This window comes from Mesorhizobium sp. WSM4844 (assembly GCF_055811775.1).
Genome location: NZ_JBVVQB010000028.1, coordinates 58,162 through 75,571 on the forward strand (window position 1 = coordinate 58,162; position 17,410 = coordinate 75,571).

A 17,410-nucleotide genomic window follows, 5' to 3' on the forward strand; every position below is an offset into this window, starting at 1 on the left:
AGTGCGCCGACACGTCCTGGCCGAGGGCGGTCACCGTGGCTCATGGAAGAGGTTTAGGTACGTCGCATCAAAGTCGGCTAGTAAGGCCAATCGCTGGAAATCAAGGATAACAATCCTCCGGTCTTTCCAGGTAACCAAGTCCTTCGCTCGAAGCTCCTGCAGCGTCCGATTCACGTGAACTACAGATAGACCAAGCACGTCGCCCATTTCCGCTTGCGTCAGTGGAATAGCGAACGTCTGGTCAGAGGCCAATCCGACTATCTCTAACCGGACATACAATTCGCAAATTATATGTGCGAGATGCTGTTTGGCGGAGCGACGCCCGAGGCAGGTTATCCAAGTCCTTTGGATCGAGGCGTCGATAGTCGTCGAAAGCCAGAGCATCCGGGTGAGATGTGGACTTCCACCCATTGCTGTAAGCAGGTCTTTGTGTCGAATGAAAACTACATCGCACGAACCCAGCGCGCTCACGCTGTGGTCCATCACTTTTAGCAGTAAACTATGCAGATCGACAAAGTCTCCCGGCACGTGAATTGCCGTTATTTGACGCTTTCCTTCCCGAATAGCCTGGTTTCGAACTGCGAACCCATTCGCGACAAGGCAGCTTTCGGTGGGGCGGGATCCCTCCCTGACGATCTCCTCATCGGGTCCGAACGTTACCGGCCGAACCGGAAGAGCCTCAATGAGCGCGATCTCGTCTGGCGGCAGGGTGTCGCGGCGGTCGAGCATGTGAACCAGGAGGTCTTTGCCGAACATCGCGGTGCCTTTTGAGCAGATCAGGCATCGAGTTCCAGCGGCTCGTGCCAGTTGACATGCCGCAGGTCCCGAGCATCTACGACTTGGCCGCCTGTCGGACACAGATAGAAAAGGTCGCTCTCATGTTCGACTTCTTCGCTATGTCGCTTGCCGGTCATGGGCGGCCCGGGTTGTGAAACGTTCGGTCGTCGTTCGAGATCCGTTCTTGTGTGGTCACGGCGTTTCCGAGCTTCCGAGCCTCCCGATACAGGGTCTCGCGATCGTTGCCGTGTTTGCCAAAAAGCTCGCGGATCTGCGGTATTGAGAGGCCGAACTTGGTAGCGAAATAGCGGAACTCGTAGTCTTGGTCGCCCGCGACGCGGTTTCCGTCGCCAGAACCTCTATTGCTCTTGTCGTCGGCCATTTGGGTTCCTCCCTGGCTGGCCTTCAGATCAAGCGCAAACGCGGATCAGCGTCTTTTGTTGCCGCCTCTTATTAGAATCACGTTATGTTCCATCCGGCTGATATAGGCCGCTCACCTGATCATGTGGGTCTCGTGAGGTGCGGCGCCGGCCGGCCCGACTGGGTAAGCTGGAGCGGGTAGCGGGAATCGAACCCGCGCGTTCAGCTTGGGAAGCTGACAGGCTACCATTACATCATACCCGCGCAGCAGCCTCGTTACCACGCAAGCCGGCATTCGGGCAATCGTTATGCGTATACTCGTGTGCACTCATGCCTTGCCAGCCGCCAGACTGTTATTCCGTCGTGGCAACGGCATCGTCTGAGGCAAAGGCCGGCCAGTATTTCGAAATTGCCAGCGTGGCCCCGACGGTAGAAAAATGGCCATAGTCGAAATAGAGGAACTGGCCTGCGTCGGCGTAGGAGCAGCGTCCGGCGCTGCAGAGGAAATTCAGCGGATCGATAAAGGTGGCGCCTTTGGTAAATGCGCGCACACGGTTGTTGATGTCGGGATCCATGGCCATTGGCCACGGCGTATCATCGAGATTTTCGCGCTTTGCGAAGAACGCGATTTTCCGAACATCGGTTATGAACTGCGGGGACTGGCCGATGACAAACACACGCACACCCAGACCACGAAGCGTATCGATCGTTTGCTGGAGACCGTCGAAACTTCTGGCCTCATAATCGGTCCACCGACCGCTGAGCACGACCGTCTTGATGCCAGCGTCCTGGATAATCTTCAGGGCTTGCTGATTGAACCGCATGCAATCCGGGCGTCCATAGGAGAAGTAGGAGAGAATCGGGGGACAGCCCGCGTAGGTGTATTCCACGATATTGGCCCGGAGTTGATTTATGTTGGCGTCCAAGCCTGGAACATAGTGGGCGGCGAACGAGTCACCCCACAACAAAACGGTTGTAGGGAATCCGCGTGTGCGCGTGCAATCCTCGATATTCCAGTTTTCGATCCGGCTGAAACCCTCGTTGAAACAGGTGCCGTTGCCCCAGTCCCCGACAGGAATCCGCTGTTGGACATAGTCTGGAAAGCGTTGCGGAAAGCCGTTGCCGAGCGCCCCGGCCGCCCCGCCAAGGCAAAGAACAGCGATTGCGCCCGCTGAAAAGGCGAAGATGGGCGCCGGGGCGGTGAAGCTCCTTTTCTGCCGAAACGGCTGCTCGACGTACTTCCAGGAAAACGCAGCCAGCGCCAAGCTTGCTACCGTCAACGCAACGGTCATCGACGGGTCGAATTCTTCCAGTGAGAGATAGTGCGCGAACGCATTGATCGGCCAGTGAACAAGATACAGCGAATAGGAGATGAGGCCGATCCAGACCAGCGGCCGGACTTCTAGTATGCGGCTGGCGATCGTCGAGGGGCTGTTTTGACCGACATAGATAAGCAGGACCGTTCCGAGGCAGGGATACAAGGCGTTGTAGCCCGGGAACGGATCGCTCTCCGAGATCGCAAAGAACCCGATGGCAAGAAGGCCAAATCCGGCCAACCCGAGCAGTTCCATAAGAAACCGGCTGCTCAGGGGCGGGGGGCGTTTCAGCATGAGCACGGCGCCCAGCATGAGCTCCCAGATCCGTGTCGGCAGCAGGTAGAATCCCGCGTTTGGCGCCAACCACGTCGCCATGACCGCCAGCACGAAACTGCCGAGGATGATCGGCAGGAGTATCGTCAGCCAGCGTTTGGCAAAAAAGCGGTAGATCAGGAACATCAGGATCGGGGCAAAGATATAGTACTGCTCCTCGACCGAAAGCGACCAGGTGTGCAACAGCGGTCGGAGCTCGGCATCGATCGAGAAGTAATTTGACGTTTTCCAGAAATAGATGTTCGACCAGAAAGTCGAAGCCGCTATGACGCTGAGGCTGAATTCATGCAGATCCGACGGCAGAAGAATGAACAAGGCCGCAATGCAGGTGAGAAGCGTGACAAAGATCAGCGCCGGCAGAATGCGCCGGGCGCGGCGCCAGTAGAAGCTGACGATCGAAAACTGGCCGCGTTCAAGGTCGTCCAGCAGGCTTCCGGTGATCAGGTAACCAGATATGACGAAGAAGATATCGACGCCGGTAAAGCCGCCTGGAATTGCCGAGATGCCGAAATGGAAGAGTACGACCGGCAGTACCGCAACGGCCCGAAGACCATCGATATCGCGCCTGTACTTCATTCAAGAAGCCCTGTGTTCGCAAGTCACGGTGAGGCAGCGCAGTCCGTCCATCACCGGGCGATGAGTCTGGCAGTTCGATATCAACTGGTTACCCTCTGTCGCCCAATTTTGCTGCACTGCAACATAAGTGTCAAGAGCACAATTCGGCAAAGCGCCGACCGCAGCAACTGAGCGATCGCCTTGATGCCGGGCGGCCAAGTGCGTATTTCTGGAGCTGTGCCCGAATCGGGGCAACCGAATCTGGAGATACGCCTTGTCCGCACTGACGCGCTTTCTCGGCGACACGCCGCTCCGGGTGCTCCTGAAGCTGCTGGTGCTGTCGTTCCTCGTCGGCCTTGTCATGAACGCTTTCGGCTGGTCGCCGATGGATGTGCTCTACGGCATCCGCAATGTCTTCGTCGATCTCTGGAACCTGGGCTTCCGCGCCATCGACCGTTTCCTCGGCTACATCCTGCTGGGTGCGGCGATCGTCATTCCAGCCTTCATCCTGCTCAGGATCGCCAACTACCGGAAATAGAGCAGACGCCGAACCGAAGGTCAGCGTGCGTCAGGCGAAGCCTGAGGCCGTTTCGAACAGGATGGCGTGGCGCGCGGCCAGAGCCGCCACGTCAGTCGAATAGCCGCCGCCGATAACGCCGCAGACCGGGATGCCGAGCGCGCGGAAATGACGGATCACCATGTCATCGCGCGCACGCAGCCCGTCGTTCGACAGCGACAACCTGCCGAGCCGGTCCTCGGCATGAACGTCGACCCCGGCATTGTAGAAAACGATGTCCCAGCGCGCCCTGGCGGTGAGTTCCGGCAGCATGCCGCCCAACCTTTCGAGATAGGCCGCATCGCCGGTGCCGTCGGGCAGGGCGATGTCGAGATCGGAAGCGATCTTGCGCGTCGGATAGTTGCGGTCGCCATGCATGGAAAAGGTGAAAACGCGCCGTTCATCGCCCAAAATGTCGGCCGTGCCGTCGCCCTGATGCACGTCGAGATCGACGATCAGGATATTGCCGGCGGCTGCTTTGGCAAGCAACACCAGTGAAGCCACCGCAACATCGTTGAAGGTGCAGAAGCCGGCGCCTTGCGCGCGCCGCGCATGATGGCTGCCGCCGGCGGTATTGCAGGCGATGCCGTTCAGCAACGCCAGCCGCGCCGCCAGCACTGTGCCACCCGTTGCGAGCTGCGCCCTGAGCGAGACGCGTGGGCCTACCGGAAAGCCGATCTCGCGTTCGATTTTTTCTGGCACTTCGCAGGCCAGCACCTGGTCGACATAGCCGGTGGCATGGGCAAGCTTCAGCCATGATGCCGGCGCCGGTTCGGGCACATTGAGCGCGGCGGGGCTGGCCAGTCCGCGCGCGCCCAAGGCTTCCATCAGCAGCTTGTATTTGCTCATCGGAAAACGATGGTTGACGGCGAAGCCGGCGTCGTAGTCGGGATGATGAACGATCTGCAGGGGCATGAGCGGCAGGTGCTTTTTAGAGCGACTTCGGGTCAGAGCGGCTTGGATGCCCATTGATCGAGGCTGGTGTCGCGCAACTCGTGCAGCGACTTGAGCCGTTGCATGTCCGCGAACCGGGCCATACCGGCAAGAATGCGGCCCGGCAGTGCCGGCCCGGCATAGATCATGCCGGTATAGAGTTGGACGAGATCGGCGCCGGCGCGGATCTTTTCAAGTGCCGTCTCCGCGGAATCGACGCCGCCGACGCCGATGATGGCCGGGTCCCGGCCAAGCAGTTTGCGCATCTTTGCCAGCACGATGGTCGAGCGCTCGAATAGCGGTTTTCCCGAAAGCCCGCCGGTCTCGCCGGCAAGATCGGCGCTGCGCAGCCGCGGCCGCGCGATGGTGGTGTTGGAGACGATGACGCCGTCTATTGCGTTCTCGGTGACCTCGGCGGCGATATCCTCCAGCTCGGCCTCGACCAGGTCCGGCGCGATCTTCAGAAAGATGGGCGGCTGCGCGGCCGCTGCCGCACGTGCGGCCATGACGCGCGACAGCAGCTCGCCAAGCTGTTCACGCGCCTGCATGTTGCGCAGGCCCGGCGTGTTCGGCGAGGAGATGTTGACCGTCAGATAGCTGGCGTGTGGCGCAAACCTGGCAACGCCGCGTTCATAGTCACCGACGCGGTCGGTGCTGTCCTTGTTGGCGCCGATATTGACGCCGACGATGCCGGCGCGACCCTTGCGGGCGGCAAGCCGTTGTTCGGCGGCCGCGTGACCCTCGTTGTTGAAGCCCAGCCGGTTGATCACCGCTTCGTCGGATGTCAGCCGGAAAATGCGCGGCTTCGGGTTGCCGGCCTGCGGCAGCGGCGTGATCGTGCCGACCTCGGCAAAGCCGAAGCCAAGGCCAAGCAGCGCATCGGGAACCTCGGCGTTCTTGTCGTAGCCGGCGGCCATGCCGAGTGGATTGGGGAAATCGATGCCACAGACGCTGACTTTCAGCCTGTCGTCGCGCACGGGTCTCCCGCCTATCGGCAGCCCGCATTTCAGCGCCGCGATCGACAGGCCGTGGGCGGCTTCCGGATCGAATGCGAACAGGAACCTCTGGCCGAGCCGGTCGAGCACGCTCATTCGGCCTCCAGCGTCGGGAATTGATGCAGGCCATCGGTGCCGAGCTGCAATGATTGCACCCAGACGACGGCGTTGAGGTCGAGCGGGCCGTAAAGATGCGGGAACAGCGCACCGCCCCGCGAGACCTCGTATTTCAGCGCATCACCCAGTCTGGATCCATCGACGGCGACCAGCAGCAGCCCGGTCTGGCCGGCAAAGTGTTTTACCGCGGTTTCCTTCGCCTGGCCGGCAGTGGAAAAATGAATGAAGCCGTCGGCGACATCGATCGACGCGCCGACGAAGCGGCCATTTCTTTCGGCCTCGCGCCACAGCGGTTCAGGCACTATCTTGTAGATAAGCTGAGACATGGTTGCGCTATAGTCCGAACCAATCGTACGGGGAAGAGGCAAGCAGGTTCCGGAAAAGTGTCACACGGTTTTCCGACAGGAACCTGCGTCAAGGTAAAGGCCAGGGTTCTTCCCCATTTCCGGCGCAAACATGCGATAAGATTGCGCTTACTGGCCTATGGAGGACAAACAATATGCGTCCGCAGCACGTCTTGATCCCTGCAGCCCTCGTCTCGCTCGTCGCGGCATCAGCCTTTTCCGAGGAAGCCGACCGCTACCGGTTGGAAAAGTCGGCCACCGGCTATGTCCGCATGGACACGCAGACCGGTGCGATGTCGATCTGTGAGGAGCGTTCCGGCCAGCTCGTCTGCAAGATGGCGGCCGATGAACGCGCCCCCTTCCAGGACGAGATCGACCGGCTGCAAAATTCGGTGAAGGCGCTCGACCAGCGCGTCGTCAAGCTCGAGAACTCGCTTGCCGCCCGCTTTGAGTCGACATTGCCCAGCGAGGAGGATTTCAACAAGACGATGAGCTACATGGAGCGCTTCCTGCGCGGCTTCATGGGCATCGTCAAGGACATGGAAAAGGACAGCGGCGAGGATGGCCTCAAGCCCAATTCGCAAAAAACCTGAGCACCGTTCACCGGGGAAGCCCGGCGCACCGGCTTGCCGCTTGAAAACGGCTGATATCGCCGCATAATCGTTCGACTGATCCCGCAAGAAGCAGACAATCATCAATGGGATTCGGGGAGGGCCATGTGTCGTCGGGCTATACTTTCGTCGTCGCTGACGATCATCCGCTTTTTCGCGGCGCGCTGAGAGAGGCGCTTGCCGGCATCGGCGACGTCGCTGGCATTCATGAGGCCGGCGATTTCGAAAGCGCCAAGGCGCTGGTCGTGGCCAATGAGGACGTCGATCTGGTGCTGCTCGACCTGTCGATGCCGGGCGCGAGCGGCCTTTCCGGCCTGATCTCGCTGCGCGGCATCCATCCGACGGTGCCGCTGGTGGTGGTGTCGGCGCATGACGATCCGGTGACCATCCGGCGCGCGCTCGACCTCGGCGCTTCGGGTTTCATCTCCAAATCGGCCAGCATGGAGGAGATCCGCAGCGCTGTGCAGTCGGTGCTTGCCGGCGACATCGCTGCGCCCACCGGCATCGATCTCGGCGTCGAGCGCGATCCCGAGATATCCGATCTGATCAAGCGGCTGCAGACGCTGACGCCGCAGCAGACGCGCGTGCTCGGCATGCTGGCCGAAGGTCTGCTCAACAAGCAGATCGCCTACGAGCTCGGTGTCTCCGAAGCGACGATCAAGGCGCATGTCTCGGCCATTCTGCAGAAGCTTGGCGTCGACAGCCGCACCCAGGCGGTGATCCTGCTGTCCAAGATCGGCAGCGACCCGCTGGCGGCGGCCGGCTGACCCTCCGGCGCTACTCGGCTGCCGACGCCAGCGGTCTGACCCTCGCCATCATCGAGCGCAGCACCGCTGGTTTGAGCGGCTTGTTGATCACCGGCACGTCGAGCCTGCCGGCGCTGGCGCGCACCTCGCTCGAGCGGTCGGCGGTGACCAGCACCGCCGGCATGTCATGGCCATGGATAGCGCGCAGTTTGGCGATCGCGTCAAGGCCGGTCTCGCCGTCGAGATGATAGTCGGCAAGCACGATGTCGGGTCGACGCATGCCGGACCCCTCGAGGTCCCCCGAGCCGGCAAACGTGTCGACGCTGCAGCCCCAGCCTTCGAGCAGCAGCCGCATGCCGTCGAGGATGCGGGCGTCGTTGTCGATGCAGAGCACGCGGAGCCCGGCAAGCGAAGCAGCCGTGCGGACCGGCGCCTTGGTCTCGATCTCGCGCCGCGGCTCCTGCACTGCCGCGACCGGCAGGACGACGGAAAAGCGCGTGCCCTTGCCCGGGCTTGAAAATATCTGGAGTTCGAGGCGCAAGACGCGAGCGATGCGGTCGACGATCGAAAGGCCGAGCCCCAGGCCTTCGGCTTCGCGAGCGCCCTCATCGAGCCGGGTGAATTCGTGAAAGACCGTGTTCAGCTTGTCGGCGGCAATGCCGATGCCGGTGTCGATCACCTGTATCTCGGCAAGTTCGCCGCGCCGCCGCACGCCGACCAGGATGCGGCCATGGCGGGTGTATTTGATGGCATTGGATACGAGGTTCTGGATCAGGCGGCGCAACAGATTGCGGTCAGTCGTCACGCTGAGCGACGATGGCATGATCGTCAGGCTGAGTTTCTTCTCGGCGGCAAGCGGCTGAAAGTCGTTGCCGATCTGGCGCAGCAGTCCGTCCAGGCTGAAGGCCGTGTCGTCCGGTTTCATCGCGCCGGCGTCGAGACGGGAAATGTCGAGGACTGCGCCGAGAATGGTCTCGACCGATTCCAGCGAGGATTCGATGTTGATCGCGGCCTTGCCCGCAGGTCCCTTGCCGGCCTTTTCGATCAGCGACGAGCAATAGAGACGAGCAGCGTTCAGCGGTTGCAGGATGTCATGGCCGGCGGCAGCGAGGAAGCGGGTCTTGCCGAGATTGGCCTCCTCCGCCAGCATCTGTGCCTGTGCCAGCTCCTCGTTGACGCGGGTCAGTTCGACGGTGCGGTTCTTGACGCGCTGTTCGAGCGTTTCATTGGCACGCTTCAGCGCGAGGTCCTGCTCGACGCGCCCGGAAATGTCGGCATAGGTGGCGACGATGCCGCCATCCGGCATCGGGTTGGAGCGCAATTCCAGGATGCGGCCGCTGGTCTTCAGCTCCATCTGCCAGGGGCTGACGAAGCTGGTGAGGCGGTTGAGCATCGCCACCCGCTGGTCGGCCGGAATGTCGCCGCGCTCGGCAAGGTGGCGCAGGATGCGGTCGAGCGAGACGCCGACCTGGCCCATCTCGTCGGGCAGGTCGAACAGCGCCCGATATTGGCGGTTCCAGCAGATCAGCCGGAAATCCCTGTCGAAGACGGTGATGCCCTGTTCCATCTGGTCGAGCGCGATCTGCAGCAGGTCGCGGTTGTGCTGCAGCGCTTCGGTGGCGTCGTCGAGCAGGCGAAAGGCGTCCTTCGCCTCTCGATCATTGCGGCGCAGCAGCAGCGACAGGATGAGCCGCGCCGAAGAGGAGCCGACGGCACTTGCCAGAAGCTGCTCGGAGAAACGGATGACGTCCATGCTGGCCTGCTCGTTGCCGTGCAGCGAAGCGCCGTTGCTCTTTTCGAACGACTGAAACGACCGTTCAGTGCGTTCGACGCCGAGATAGCGCGCGATGGTGTCCTTGAGGTCGTTGACGGTGACGGTGGTGCGGAAGCGGCGCAGGCTCGGCATCGGGCTCGCCTCGCGCGGCACGAAAATCGACGCCTGGATGCGCTCCAGCGGCACCGACGCGCGCGACAGCGAGCCTAGCACGAAGAACAGTGTGTTGACCGACAGGCTCCACAGGACACCGTGGTTCAGCGGCTCGGCGACGGTGCCGAACAATGCTTGCGGCCGCAACGCTTCGAAACCGAACAGGCCGTGGACGACGATGCCGGTATCGGACGCGGCGAGCGAAGGAAGCAGCAGCGTATAGCTCCAGACGACGATGCCGGCGACCATGCCGAGCGCCGCCCCCCTGCCGTTGGCGCCGCGCCAGATCAGTCCGCCGATCAAGGCCGGCGCGAACTGCGCGATCGCGGCGAACGACATCAGGCCGATCGAGGAGAGCCGCGCGCTGTTGGTGCTCTCGCGATAATAGAGGAAGGCGACGAACAGCATGATGAAGATCGCCGCCCGTCGCACGTTGAGGATGAGCGCTGACCAGTCCTCGTTCTCCGATGTCGTGGTCTTGAGCAGGCGACGCACAAACAGTGGAATGACGAGATCGTTGGAGATCATGATCGACAGCGCGACGCTTTCGACGATCACCATCGCGGTCGCCGCCGACAGGCCGCCGATGAACGCCGCCATGGCCAACACATCGTGACCGCTGAGCAGCGGCAGCGACAGGACATAGAGGTCGCTGCTGGTCCTGGTGCCGACCAGCGCCAGGCCGGCGAGCGCGATCGGCAGCACGAAAAGGTTGATCGCCACCAGATAGAGCGGAAACACCCATGTCGCGGTGCGCAGTTCGGCCTCGCTGCGGTTCTCGACGATGGTGACATAGAACTGGCGCGGCAGCATGATGATGGCGAAACCGCTCAAACATGTCAGCACCAGCCAGGTTGCGAGCGAGGTGCTGTAGCCCATCGCTTGCTGAACTTGCGAATTCTCGGCGAGCTTGTCGACCATATCGCCCGGGCCGCCGAAGATCAGGAAGGTCACCATCAGGCCGATCGCCAGGAAGGCGGCGAGCTTGACCACAGTTTCGACCGCTACCGCCAGCACCAGCCCGTCCTGGTGTTCGGTGGCGTCGGCGTGGCGCGTGCCGAACAGCACCGCAAATAGCGCAAGCAGCATGGCGACGACCAGCGAGATGTCGCTGACGAATGGATCGAACGAAGGCGGCGAGCCGGTATAATGCTCGACCATCAGGCTGACCGAGCCGGAAATCGCCTTCAACTGCAATGCCATGTAAGGCACCGCGCCGATCGTCGCGATCAGCGTGGCGATCGCTGCCACGGCAAAACTCTTGCCGTAGCGGGCGCCGAGGAAGTCGGCGATCGAAGTGATCTTCTCTGTCTTGGCCAGCCTGACGATGCGCCGAAGCAGCGGAAAGCCGAACACGAACACCAGCACCGGGCCGATATAGATGCCGAGGAATTCGAGGCCGCGCTCGGAGGAAAGGCCGACCGAACCGAAGAAGGTCCAGGAGGTGCAGTAGATCGCCAGGCTGAGCGCATAGATGAAGGGCCGGGCCCGGTCAGGCCCGGATGTCGTCGAGCGTTGGTCGCCGAGGCTGGCGATGACGAACAGCAACGTCACATAGGCGATCGCGATGATGACGATGAACCAGCCCTGCACGGCCTAAAAATCCTCCCTTGCCGGTTTTTGCATCCGGCATGCTGAGACGCAATCACAGCTTGGCGATCAAGTCCATCGCGGCTTTCGGCGCAGGATGGCTGCGGCTTCGGGAAATTTTGGCCGGAACCGGTCTTTTGCCGATGCTGCAACCGCAGGTTTTTGCTATTGTGCCAGTTGGGGGTACGAAGCGGGGCCGAACGAAGCGGGCAGAGGCGGCGGCCTGACCCGTCAGGACAAGGAGGGTCGGATGCTGAAAGAATTCCAGGAATTCATTTCCAGGGGCAATGTCATGGACCTGGCCGTCGGCGTCATCATCGGCGCCGCCTTCGGCAAGATCGTCGAATCCCTAGTCAACGACATCATCATGCCGATAATCGGGGCGATTTTCGGCGGACTCGACTTCAACAATTATTTCCTGCCCTTGTCCTCAGCGGTCAACGCCACATCGCTGGCGGAAGCCAAGAGGCAGGGCGCAGTCTTCGCCTATGGCAGTTTCATCACCGTGGCGCTGAACTTCATCATCCTCGCCTTCATCATCTTCCTGATGGTCAAAGCGGTGAATGATCTGCGCAGGCGGCTGGAGCGTGAGAAGCCCATTGCGCCTGCTGCCGCTCCGCCGGCCGATGTCGCGCTGCTCACCGAAATTCGCGATCTCCTCGCCAGGAAATAGCGCAGGGGCAAGATCTCTGGACCAAAACCCCGGTCGATTTCGGCCGGGGTTTTCTATTTTCGCCTGTCGCAAAACACGCTAGCTGTCCGGAAGGCGAAAAACGGATCCATCCATGACCCTGATCGAGAATTTGCGCGCCGAGGCCCGGGCCGCGCCCGAAAGCGGCATTGTCGCCGTCATGAATCGCGGCCGCGACCGCGACGGCATGATCCCGCTCTGGGCCGGCGAGGGCGACCTACCGACGCCCGCCTTCATCACCGATGCCGCTGCCCGGGCGCTGGCCGGCGGCGAAACCTTTTATACCTGGCAGAAAGGCATCCCCGAACTGCGGCAGGCGCTCGCCCGCTATTACATCAGGCATTTCGGCAAGAGCTTCGCCGAGCAAGAATTCATCGTCACCGGCTCTGGCATGCATGCCATCCAGCTGGCGCTCGACGCTGTCGCCGGCAATGGCGACGAGGTCGTCTATCTGTCGCCGGCCTGGCCGAACTTCGCCGCAGCCGCCGGCGTGGCGGGCGCCGTCCCCGTCGCAGTCACGCTCGACCAGTCCGGCAATGGCTGGTCCTGCGACATCGGCAAGATCGAGGCGGCGATCACGCCAAGGACAAAGGCGCTGTTCGTCAACACACCGTCCAACCCGACCGGTTGGACCGCCGACAGGCAGACGCTGCAGGCGATCCTCGACCTTGCCCGCGAACGGGGGCTGTGGATCATCGCCGACGAGATCTATTCGCTGTTCCACTACGGCGACAGCCGCGCGCCGTCCTTCATCGACATCATGGCCGACGAGGATCGCATCCTGTTCGTCAACAGTTTTTCCAAGAACTGGTCGATGACCGGCTGGCGGGTCGGCTGGATCAAGGTCCATCCCTGCCTGCAGCAGGTGTTCGAGAACCTGGTCCAGTATTCGACCTCCGGCGTTGCCCAGTTCATGCAGCGCGGCGCGGTCGTCGCCCTCGACGAAGGCGACGCCTTCATCGTCGAGCAGGTGGAGCGGGCGAGGGCGGCGCGTGACCTGGTCTGCGGCATCCTGGCTGCGACCGGCAGGGCACGCTTTACCGTGCCGCAGGGCGCGTTCTATCTGTTCTTCGCAGTCGACGGCATCACCGATTCACGCGCCGCCGCCTTCGACATCGTCGACCGCGCCAATGTCGGCCTGGCGCCCGGAACCGCATTCGGTCCCGGCGGCGACGCCTTCCTCAGGCTATGCTTCCACCGCCGCCTCGACCAGCTCGAGGAGGCCGCGCACCGGCTGGCGAAGTGGATGAAAAGTGTGTGAGGTTGTTGAGGTCCGCGCCAAGCCGGACAGCTGCGAACCGTTGCACTCCTTGGCCAACGTAACGGCATGGATCCTAGGGTCTGCGCCGCGTCGCTTCGCTCCTTGCTACGCCCTAGGAAGACGAAGGTAGCGGAAGCTCAGCCGCCGGACTTCGGCACCAGCAGCGGAATGACGCGGTCGCTTTCCCTCACCGCCGGCCGGCCCGCAGAACCGTAAGAGATGCCCAAGGCATCCCAGGTCTCGACCAGCGCGTCCTGAAGCGCCGCGATCAGCTGATCCGAATGGAATGGCGTCGGGGTGATGCGCAGCCGTTCGGTGCCGCGCGGCACGGTCGGGTAGTTGATCGGCTGGATGTAGATGCCGTGGACGCCGAGCAGGCGGTCGCTGGCCATCTTGCACAGTTCGGGATCGCCGACAAGCAGCGGCACGATGTGGGTAGCGGAGTCCATCACCGGCAGGCCCGCGGCGGTAAGAACCTGCTTCGTCCGCGTCGCCTGGCGCTGCTGCGCGGCGCGTTCGGCCTGTGAGCGCTTGAGATGGCGGATCGACGTGGTCGCCGCGGCGGCGATGGCCGGCGGCAGTGCCGTGGTGAAGATGAAGCCCGGCGCATAGGAGCGCACGGCATCGACCACCGCACTTGTGCCGGTGATATAGCCGCCGAGCGTGCCGAACGCCTTGGCCAGCGTGCCTTCGATGATGTCGATACGGTCGGCCAGCCCTTCGCGCTCGGTGATGCCGCCGCCGCGCGGTCCGTACATGCCGACGGCATGCACCTCGTCGATATAGGTCATGGCGTTGTAGCGCTCGGCAAGTTCGACGATCTGTTTGATCGGCGCGATATCGCCATCCATCGAATAGACGCTCTCGAAGACGATCAACTTGGCGCGCTCGCGGCCCGCCGCCTGCAGCAGGCTTTCGAGATGCGCAACGTCGTTGTGGCGGAAGATCTTCTTCTCGGCGCCCGAACGCCGCACGCCCTCGATCATCGAGGCGTGGTTCAACTCGTCCGAGACGATCAGGCAGTTGGGCAGCAGCCGCGCAATGGTCGAGATCGAAGCTTCGTTGGAGACGAAGCCGGAGGTAAAGACGAGCGCGGCTTCCTTGTCGTGCAGGTCGGCCAATTCCAGTTCGAGCTCGACCAGCGGATTGCTGGTGCCGGAGATGTTGCGGGTGCCACCGGCGCCGGATCCCATCTTGCCGGCGGCGTTCTGCATGGCGGCGATGACGTCGGGATGCTGGCCCATGCCGAGATAGTCGTTGGAGCACCAGACGGTGATTTCCTGGGCGCGGCCGTTGGCGCGCCAGATGGCGCGTGGGAAGTTCCCCACGATGCGCTCGAGGTCGGCGAAGATGCGATAGCGACGCTCGGCGTGGAGCTGGTCGATCGCGTCTTCGAAGAACCGCTGATAGTTCATTTCGGCTTCCCAATTTTTCCGTGGGATCATAATCATTGCCCTATTCGCCGTCTACTTGGCCTTTTTGGTCAAAATGCCACGCCCCAAGCCTGTTTCCTAACGGCCACGGATCATGGCCTATTCCCTTGATGTGGATCAATTTTGTTTCAGGACGATGCCATGCGCCGATGAGACTGGTTACCGCAGGCACTGATGGACATGGACTAATGGCCTGGCGGCAGACTTTCCAGTAAGGCGGGTGTTGAGACAGCTTCCGACAAATCTTGAGCAGCGAGGACACGGATGACGGTTTTGGTGACAGGCGGCGCCGGCTATATCGGCAGCCATATGGTCTGGGAACTGCTGGACGCGGGCGAGAGCGTTGTCGTCCTCGACCGGCTTTCGACGGGCTTCGAATGGGCGGTGGCGCCGGAGGCAAAGCTTGTCGTCGGCGATGTCGCCGACAAGGAGCTGGTCGGCGGGGTCATCCGCGACAATCATGTCGATGCGATCATCCATTTTGCCGGCTCCATCGTGGTTCCCGAATCGGTCGCCGACCCGCTCGGCTATTACGAGAACAACACCTGCAAGACGCGCACGCTGATCGAGACCGCGGTGCGCGAAGGCGTGCCCAATTTCATCTTTTCCTCGACCGCCGCCGTCTATGGCGGCGCCGGGCTGGAGCCGGTGCGCGAGGATGCGCGCCTTGCACCGGAATCGCCCTATGGCCTGTCCAAGCTGATGAGCGAATGGATGCTGCGCGACGCCGCAATCGCCCACGGCTTGCGCTATACGGCGTTGCGCTACTTCAACGTCGCCGGCGCCGATCCGAGGGGCCGCACCGGCCAGTCGACGCCGGGCGCCACGCATCTGATCAAGGTCGCCTGCGAGACGGCGCTCGGCAAGCGGCCCTTCATGGAGGTGTTCGGCACCGACTATCCGACGCCCGACGGCACTTGCATGCGCGACTACATCCATGTCAGCGATCTGGCGGCGGCGCATCGGCTGGCGCTGGAACGGCTGCGCGCCGGGGGGAAAAGCCTCGTCGCCAATTGCGGCTACAGCCACGGCTATTCGGTGCTCGAAGTTATCGACAGCGTGCGCCGCGTCTTTGGCCATGATTTCGACGTACGGATCGGCGAGCGCCGTGCGGGCGACGCGGCGGCGGTGGTCGCCAATTCGGAGCTGGCGCGCCGCGAGCTCGGTTGGACCCCGCAACGCGATGACCTCGACCGGATCGTCGCCGACGCGCTGGCCTGGGAGCGTATCCTGACCGGCAAGAATTCGGCGCGGAGCTGAAGTCCCGGTTTTTCCTCCGTGGGCTCGCAGATCGAGCGTGGAAGCGCTATTGAAGGAGCTGCGCGGCTGAAACGTGGAGGCGTTTCGGCCGCGTCTGATCCTTTGGGGGCGGCATGAAGATATTGGTCCTTGGCGCTGGCGTCGTCGGCACGGCGGCGGCCTACTATCTGGCGAGCGACGGCCACGAGGTGACCGTGATCGAGCGCCATCCGATGGCGGCGCGAGGCACCAGCCAATCAAATGCGGGCCTGGTGTCGCCCGGCGACGCCACCGCCTGGGCCTCGCCCGCTGCGCTGAGGACGTTTTTGCGCGCGCTCTACAACCACGATCTCGGCATCAAGGTGCGGCTGCGCTTCGATCCTTATTTCTTCGCCTGGAGTCTGCGCTTCCTGCGCCAATGCACGCATGCGCGACTGCGCGCCAACACCGACATCAAGCTGCGCCTGGCGCTTTATTCGCGCGACTGCATCAACGCCATCTCGGCCGACACCGGCATTCACTATGACGAGCGCAAGAAGGGCATTCTCTATTTCTTCCGCTCGCAGCAGAGTTTTGATAGCGGCACCGACAATTACCGCTATCTCGCCGAGCACGGTCTGCCGATCGAGATCGTCGGCCGCGAGCGGCTGGTCGAGCTCGAGCCCGGCCTTGCCGGCGCCAGGGACAGAATAGCCGGCGGCGTCTATTCACCGATCGACCAGACCGGCGACTCCAGCCAGTTCACCCGAAACCTCGCTGCCTATGCCGCCGAGAAACTCGGCGTCCAGTTCCTCTACGCCACGACGGTCGAAGGCCTCGACATCGAAGGCGATCGGGTGCGCGCGGTGATGACCTCGGCCGGCCCGATAACAGCCGACGCCGTGGTCATCTCGATGGGGCCGGAGAGCGGCCTGCTCGGCCGCCGCTACGGCGTCGACCTGCCGGTCTATCCGGTCAAGGGCTATACCGCGACCGTGCCTCTGGAGGACGAGAGCAAGGGCCCGACCATGGGCGGCGCCGACGAGGATCAGCTTATCGGCTATTCCAGGCTCGGCAACCGGCTGCGGCTTGCTTCGACCGCCGAGTTCACCGGCTTCGACCGCAGCCACAAGCCGAGCGATTTCGCCGCCATGTTCAGGACCGGCAAGGAGCTTTTCCCGGGCGCCTTCGACGAGAACAAGGCCGAGCTCTGGGCCGGTCTGCGGCCGATGATGCCGAACTCGGTGCCGGTCATCGGCAGGGCGCGTTACCAGAATCTCTATCTCGACACCGGCCACGGCCATGTCGGCTGGACCATGGCCTGCGGTTCCGGAAAATTCCTCGCCGATCTGGTCGCCGGCCGCAGGCCGGAGATCGACCCGCAAGGGCTGGTCTACGTCAATTGAGGGGGAATTAACCGTCGTGTCGGCACCGGGTCCATTCGCCCAGCACCCACTCGGCAAGCCAGCCGCATTCAAGCTCGCCAATCTGCGTCAGATTATCTTGCCTGACGGTGAGATGCTTGAAGCCGACAATTTCGAAATCTCCGCAGTCTGCGGGATGGTCGTGCTCGCCACAGGTTAATTGCCACTCCCCGTCGAGATGACGGATGACCAATGTGACTGGCCTCTCTGAGCGAAAGACATG

The 17,410-nt window shown here is 62.5% G+C and carries 16 protein-coding genes and 1 tRNA gene; 7 read left to right on the forward strand and 10 right to left on the reverse strand.

What is annotated here, in order from left to right:
* Window positions 1-30: 30 nt before the first annotated feature.
* From AC0L2A_RS21350 to AC0L2A_RS21365, 4 genes are all read right to left on the reverse strand, one after another.
* Window positions 31-756 carry a Crp/Fnr family transcriptional regulator gene (locus AC0L2A_RS21350; RefSeq protein ID WP_473610506.1) on the reverse strand — a complete coding sequence of 242 codons (726 nt, stop codon included), beginning with the start codon at window positions 754-756 and terminating at the stop codon, window positions 31-33.
* Between the two features lie 154 nt (window positions 757-910).
* Window positions 911-1,159, reverse strand: a complete 249-nt coding sequence (locus tag AC0L2A_RS21355) for a DUF3606 domain-containing protein (RefSeq protein ID WP_473610507.1) — start codon at window positions 1,157-1,159, stop codon at window positions 911-913.
* A gap of 168 nt (window positions 1,160-1,327) precedes the next feature.
* A tRNA-Gly gene (locus AC0L2A_RS21360) sits at window positions 1,328-1,401 on the reverse strand.
* An 89-nt stretch (window positions 1,402-1,490) separates the two neighbouring features.
* Complete coding sequence (locus AC0L2A_RS21365) at window positions 1,491-3,362, reverse strand: acyltransferase family protein (protein WP_473610508.1); 1,872 nt, start codon at window positions 3,360-3,362, stop codon at window positions 1,491-1,493.
* A 253-nt stretch (window positions 3,363-3,615) separates the two neighbouring features.
* Here AC0L2A_RS21365 and AC0L2A_RS21370 point away from each other — a divergent pair, with 253 nt between their 5' ends.
* A complete protein-coding gene (locus AC0L2A_RS21370) occupies window positions 3,616-3,879 on the forward strand; it encodes a DUF6460 domain-containing protein (protein ID WP_027155530.1) in 264 nt (87 codons plus the stop codon).
* Window positions 3,880-3,909: 30 nt separating this feature from the next.
* Here AC0L2A_RS21370 and AC0L2A_RS21375 read toward each other — a convergent pair whose 3' ends face one another.
* The 3 genes from AC0L2A_RS21375 to AC0L2A_RS21385 are packed head-to-tail and all read right to left on the reverse strand — an operon-like array spanning window position 3,910 to window position 6,268.
* On the reverse strand, window positions 3,910-4,812 hold the full coding sequence (locus AC0L2A_RS21375; protein ID WP_473610510.1) for a histone deacetylase family protein: 903 nt from the start codon (window positions 4,810-4,812) through the stop codon (window positions 3,910-3,912).
* 32 nt (window positions 4,813-4,844) lie between these two features.
* On the reverse strand, window positions 4,845-5,921 hold the full coding sequence (locus tag AC0L2A_RS21380) for a quinone-dependent dihydroorotate dehydrogenase (protein WP_473610511.1): 1,077 nt from the start codon (window positions 5,919-5,921) through the stop codon (window positions 4,845-4,847).
* Window positions 5,918-6,268 (reverse strand): DUF952 domain-containing protein, encoded by a 351-nt coding sequence (locus AC0L2A_RS21385; RefSeq protein ID WP_473610513.1) that lies wholly within the window; start codon window positions 6,266-6,268, stop codon window positions 5,918-5,920. The genes AC0L2A_RS21380 and AC0L2A_RS21385 overlap by 4 nt, the downstream gene beginning before the upstream one ends.
* A gap of 173 nt (window positions 6,269-6,441) precedes the next feature.
* Between AC0L2A_RS21385 and AC0L2A_RS21390 the strand changes: the two genes are divergently transcribed.
* Together AC0L2A_RS21390 and AC0L2A_RS21395 are read left to right on the forward strand one after the other, a co-directional pair.
* On the forward strand, window positions 6,442-6,879 hold the full coding sequence (locus tag AC0L2A_RS21390) for a hypothetical protein (protein ID WP_473610514.1): 438 nt from the start codon (window positions 6,442-6,444) through the stop codon (window positions 6,877-6,879).
* 125 nt (window positions 6,880-7,004) lie between these two features.
* Window positions 7,005-7,664: a response regulator transcription factor gene (locus AC0L2A_RS21395; protein ID WP_473610535.1), complete on the forward strand. Its 660-nt coding sequence runs from the start codon at window positions 7,005-7,007 to the stop codon at window positions 7,662-7,664.
* 10 nt (window positions 7,665-7,674) lie between these two features.
* Here the strand turns inward: AC0L2A_RS21395 and AC0L2A_RS21400 are convergent, their stop codons facing one another.
* Entirely contained in the window at window positions 7,675-11,163 is a 3,489-nt protein-coding gene (locus AC0L2A_RS21400; protein WP_473610515.1) for a hybrid sensor histidine kinase/response regulator, read from the reverse strand.
* A 247-nt stretch (window positions 11,164-11,410) separates the two neighbouring features.
* Between AC0L2A_RS21400 and mscL the strand changes: the two genes are divergently transcribed.
* Together mscL and AC0L2A_RS21410 are read left to right on the forward strand one after the other, a co-directional pair.
* Window positions 11,411-11,833 (forward strand): large conductance mechanosensitive channel protein MscL, encoded by a 423-nt coding sequence (gene mscL, locus AC0L2A_RS21405; RefSeq protein ID WP_091600262.1) that lies wholly within the window; start codon window positions 11,411-11,413, stop codon window positions 11,831-11,833.
* Between the two features lie 112 nt (window positions 11,834-11,945).
* Window positions 11,946-13,112, forward strand: coding sequence for a pyridoxal phosphate-dependent aminotransferase (locus AC0L2A_RS21410; protein WP_473610517.1), 1,167 nt, complete (start codon window positions 11,946-11,948; stop codon window positions 13,110-13,112).
* Between the two features lie 137 nt (window positions 13,113-13,249).
* On the opposite strand, the gene hemA is transcribed toward AC0L2A_RS21410, so the two are convergent.
* Entirely contained in the window at window positions 13,250-14,527 is a 1,278-nt protein-coding gene (hemA, locus tag AC0L2A_RS21415) for a 5-aminolevulinate synthase (RefSeq protein ID WP_473610518.1), read from the reverse strand.
* Window positions 14,528-14,809: 282 nt separating this feature from the next.
* Between hemA and galE the strand changes: the two genes are divergently transcribed.
* Complete coding sequence (gene galE / locus AC0L2A_RS21420; RefSeq protein ID WP_287364430.1) at window positions 14,810-15,805, forward strand: UDP-glucose 4-epimerase GalE; 996 nt, start codon at window positions 14,810-14,812, stop codon at window positions 15,803-15,805.
* 113 nt (window positions 15,806-15,918) lie between these two features.
* Window positions 15,919-17,169 (forward strand): D-amino acid dehydrogenase, encoded by a 1,251-nt coding sequence (locus AC0L2A_RS21425; RefSeq protein ID WP_473610520.1) that lies wholly within the window; start codon window positions 15,919-15,921, stop codon window positions 17,167-17,169.
* Between the two features lie 7 nt (window positions 17,170-17,176).
* Here AC0L2A_RS21425 and AC0L2A_RS21430 read toward each other — a convergent pair whose 3' ends face one another.
* Window positions 17,177-17,380 carry a hypothetical protein gene (locus AC0L2A_RS21430; protein ID WP_473610521.1) on the reverse strand — a complete coding sequence of 68 codons (204 nt, stop codon included), beginning with the start codon at window positions 17,378-17,380 and terminating at the stop codon, window positions 17,177-17,179.
* Between the last annotated feature and the right edge of the window lie 30 nt (window positions 17,381-17,410).

What these genes read in the sequence shown, in the direction of transcription:
- hemA (WP_473610518.1), bottom strand. Translation starts at nt 14,527, where the DNA reads ATGAACTATCAGCGGTTCTTCGAAGACGCGATCGACCAGCTCCACGCC.
- AC0L2A_RS21385 (WP_473610513.1), bottom strand. Translation starts at nt 6,268, where the DNA reads ATGTCTCAGCTTATCTACAAGATAGTGCCTGAACCGCTGTGGCGCGAG.
- mscL (WP_091600262.1), top strand. Translation starts at nt 11,411, where the DNA reads ATGCTGAAAGAATTCCAGGAATTCATTTCCAGGGGCAATGTCATGGAC.
- galE (WP_287364430.1), top strand. Translation starts at nt 14,810, where the DNA reads ATGACGGTTTTGGTGACAGGCGGCGCCGGCTATATCGGCAGCCATATG.
- AC0L2A_RS21375 (WP_473610510.1), bottom strand. Translation starts at nt 4,812, where the DNA reads ATGCCCCTGCAGATCGTTCATCATCCCGACTACGACGCCGGCTTCGCC.
- AC0L2A_RS21365 (WP_473610508.1), bottom strand. Translation starts at nt 3,362, where the DNA reads ATGAAGTACAGGCGCGATATCGATGGTCTTCGGGCCGTTGCGGTACTG.
- AC0L2A_RS21390 (WP_473610514.1), top strand. Translation starts at nt 6,442, where the DNA reads ATGCGTCCGCAGCACGTCTTGATCCCTGCAGCCCTCGTCTCGCTCGTC.
- AC0L2A_RS21425 (WP_473610520.1), top strand. Translation starts at nt 15,919, where the DNA reads ATGAAGATATTGGTCCTTGGCGCTGGCGTCGTCGGCACGGCGGCGGCC.
- AC0L2A_RS21380 (WP_473610511.1), bottom strand. Translation starts at nt 5,921, where the DNA reads ATGAGCGTGCTCGACCGGCTCGGCCAGAGGTTCCTGTTCGCATTCGAT.
- AC0L2A_RS21410 (WP_473610517.1), top strand. Translation starts at nt 11,946, where the DNA reads ATGACCCTGATCGAGAATTTGCGCGCCGAGGCCCGGGCCGCGCCCGAA.
- AC0L2A_RS21355 (WP_473610507.1), bottom strand. Translation starts at nt 1,159, where the DNA reads ATGGCCGACGACAAGAGCAATAGAGGTTCTGGCGACGGAAACCGCGTC.
- AC0L2A_RS21350 (WP_473610506.1), bottom strand. Translation starts at nt 756, where the DNA reads ATGTTCGGCAAAGACCTCCTGGTTCACATGCTCGACCGCCGCGACACC.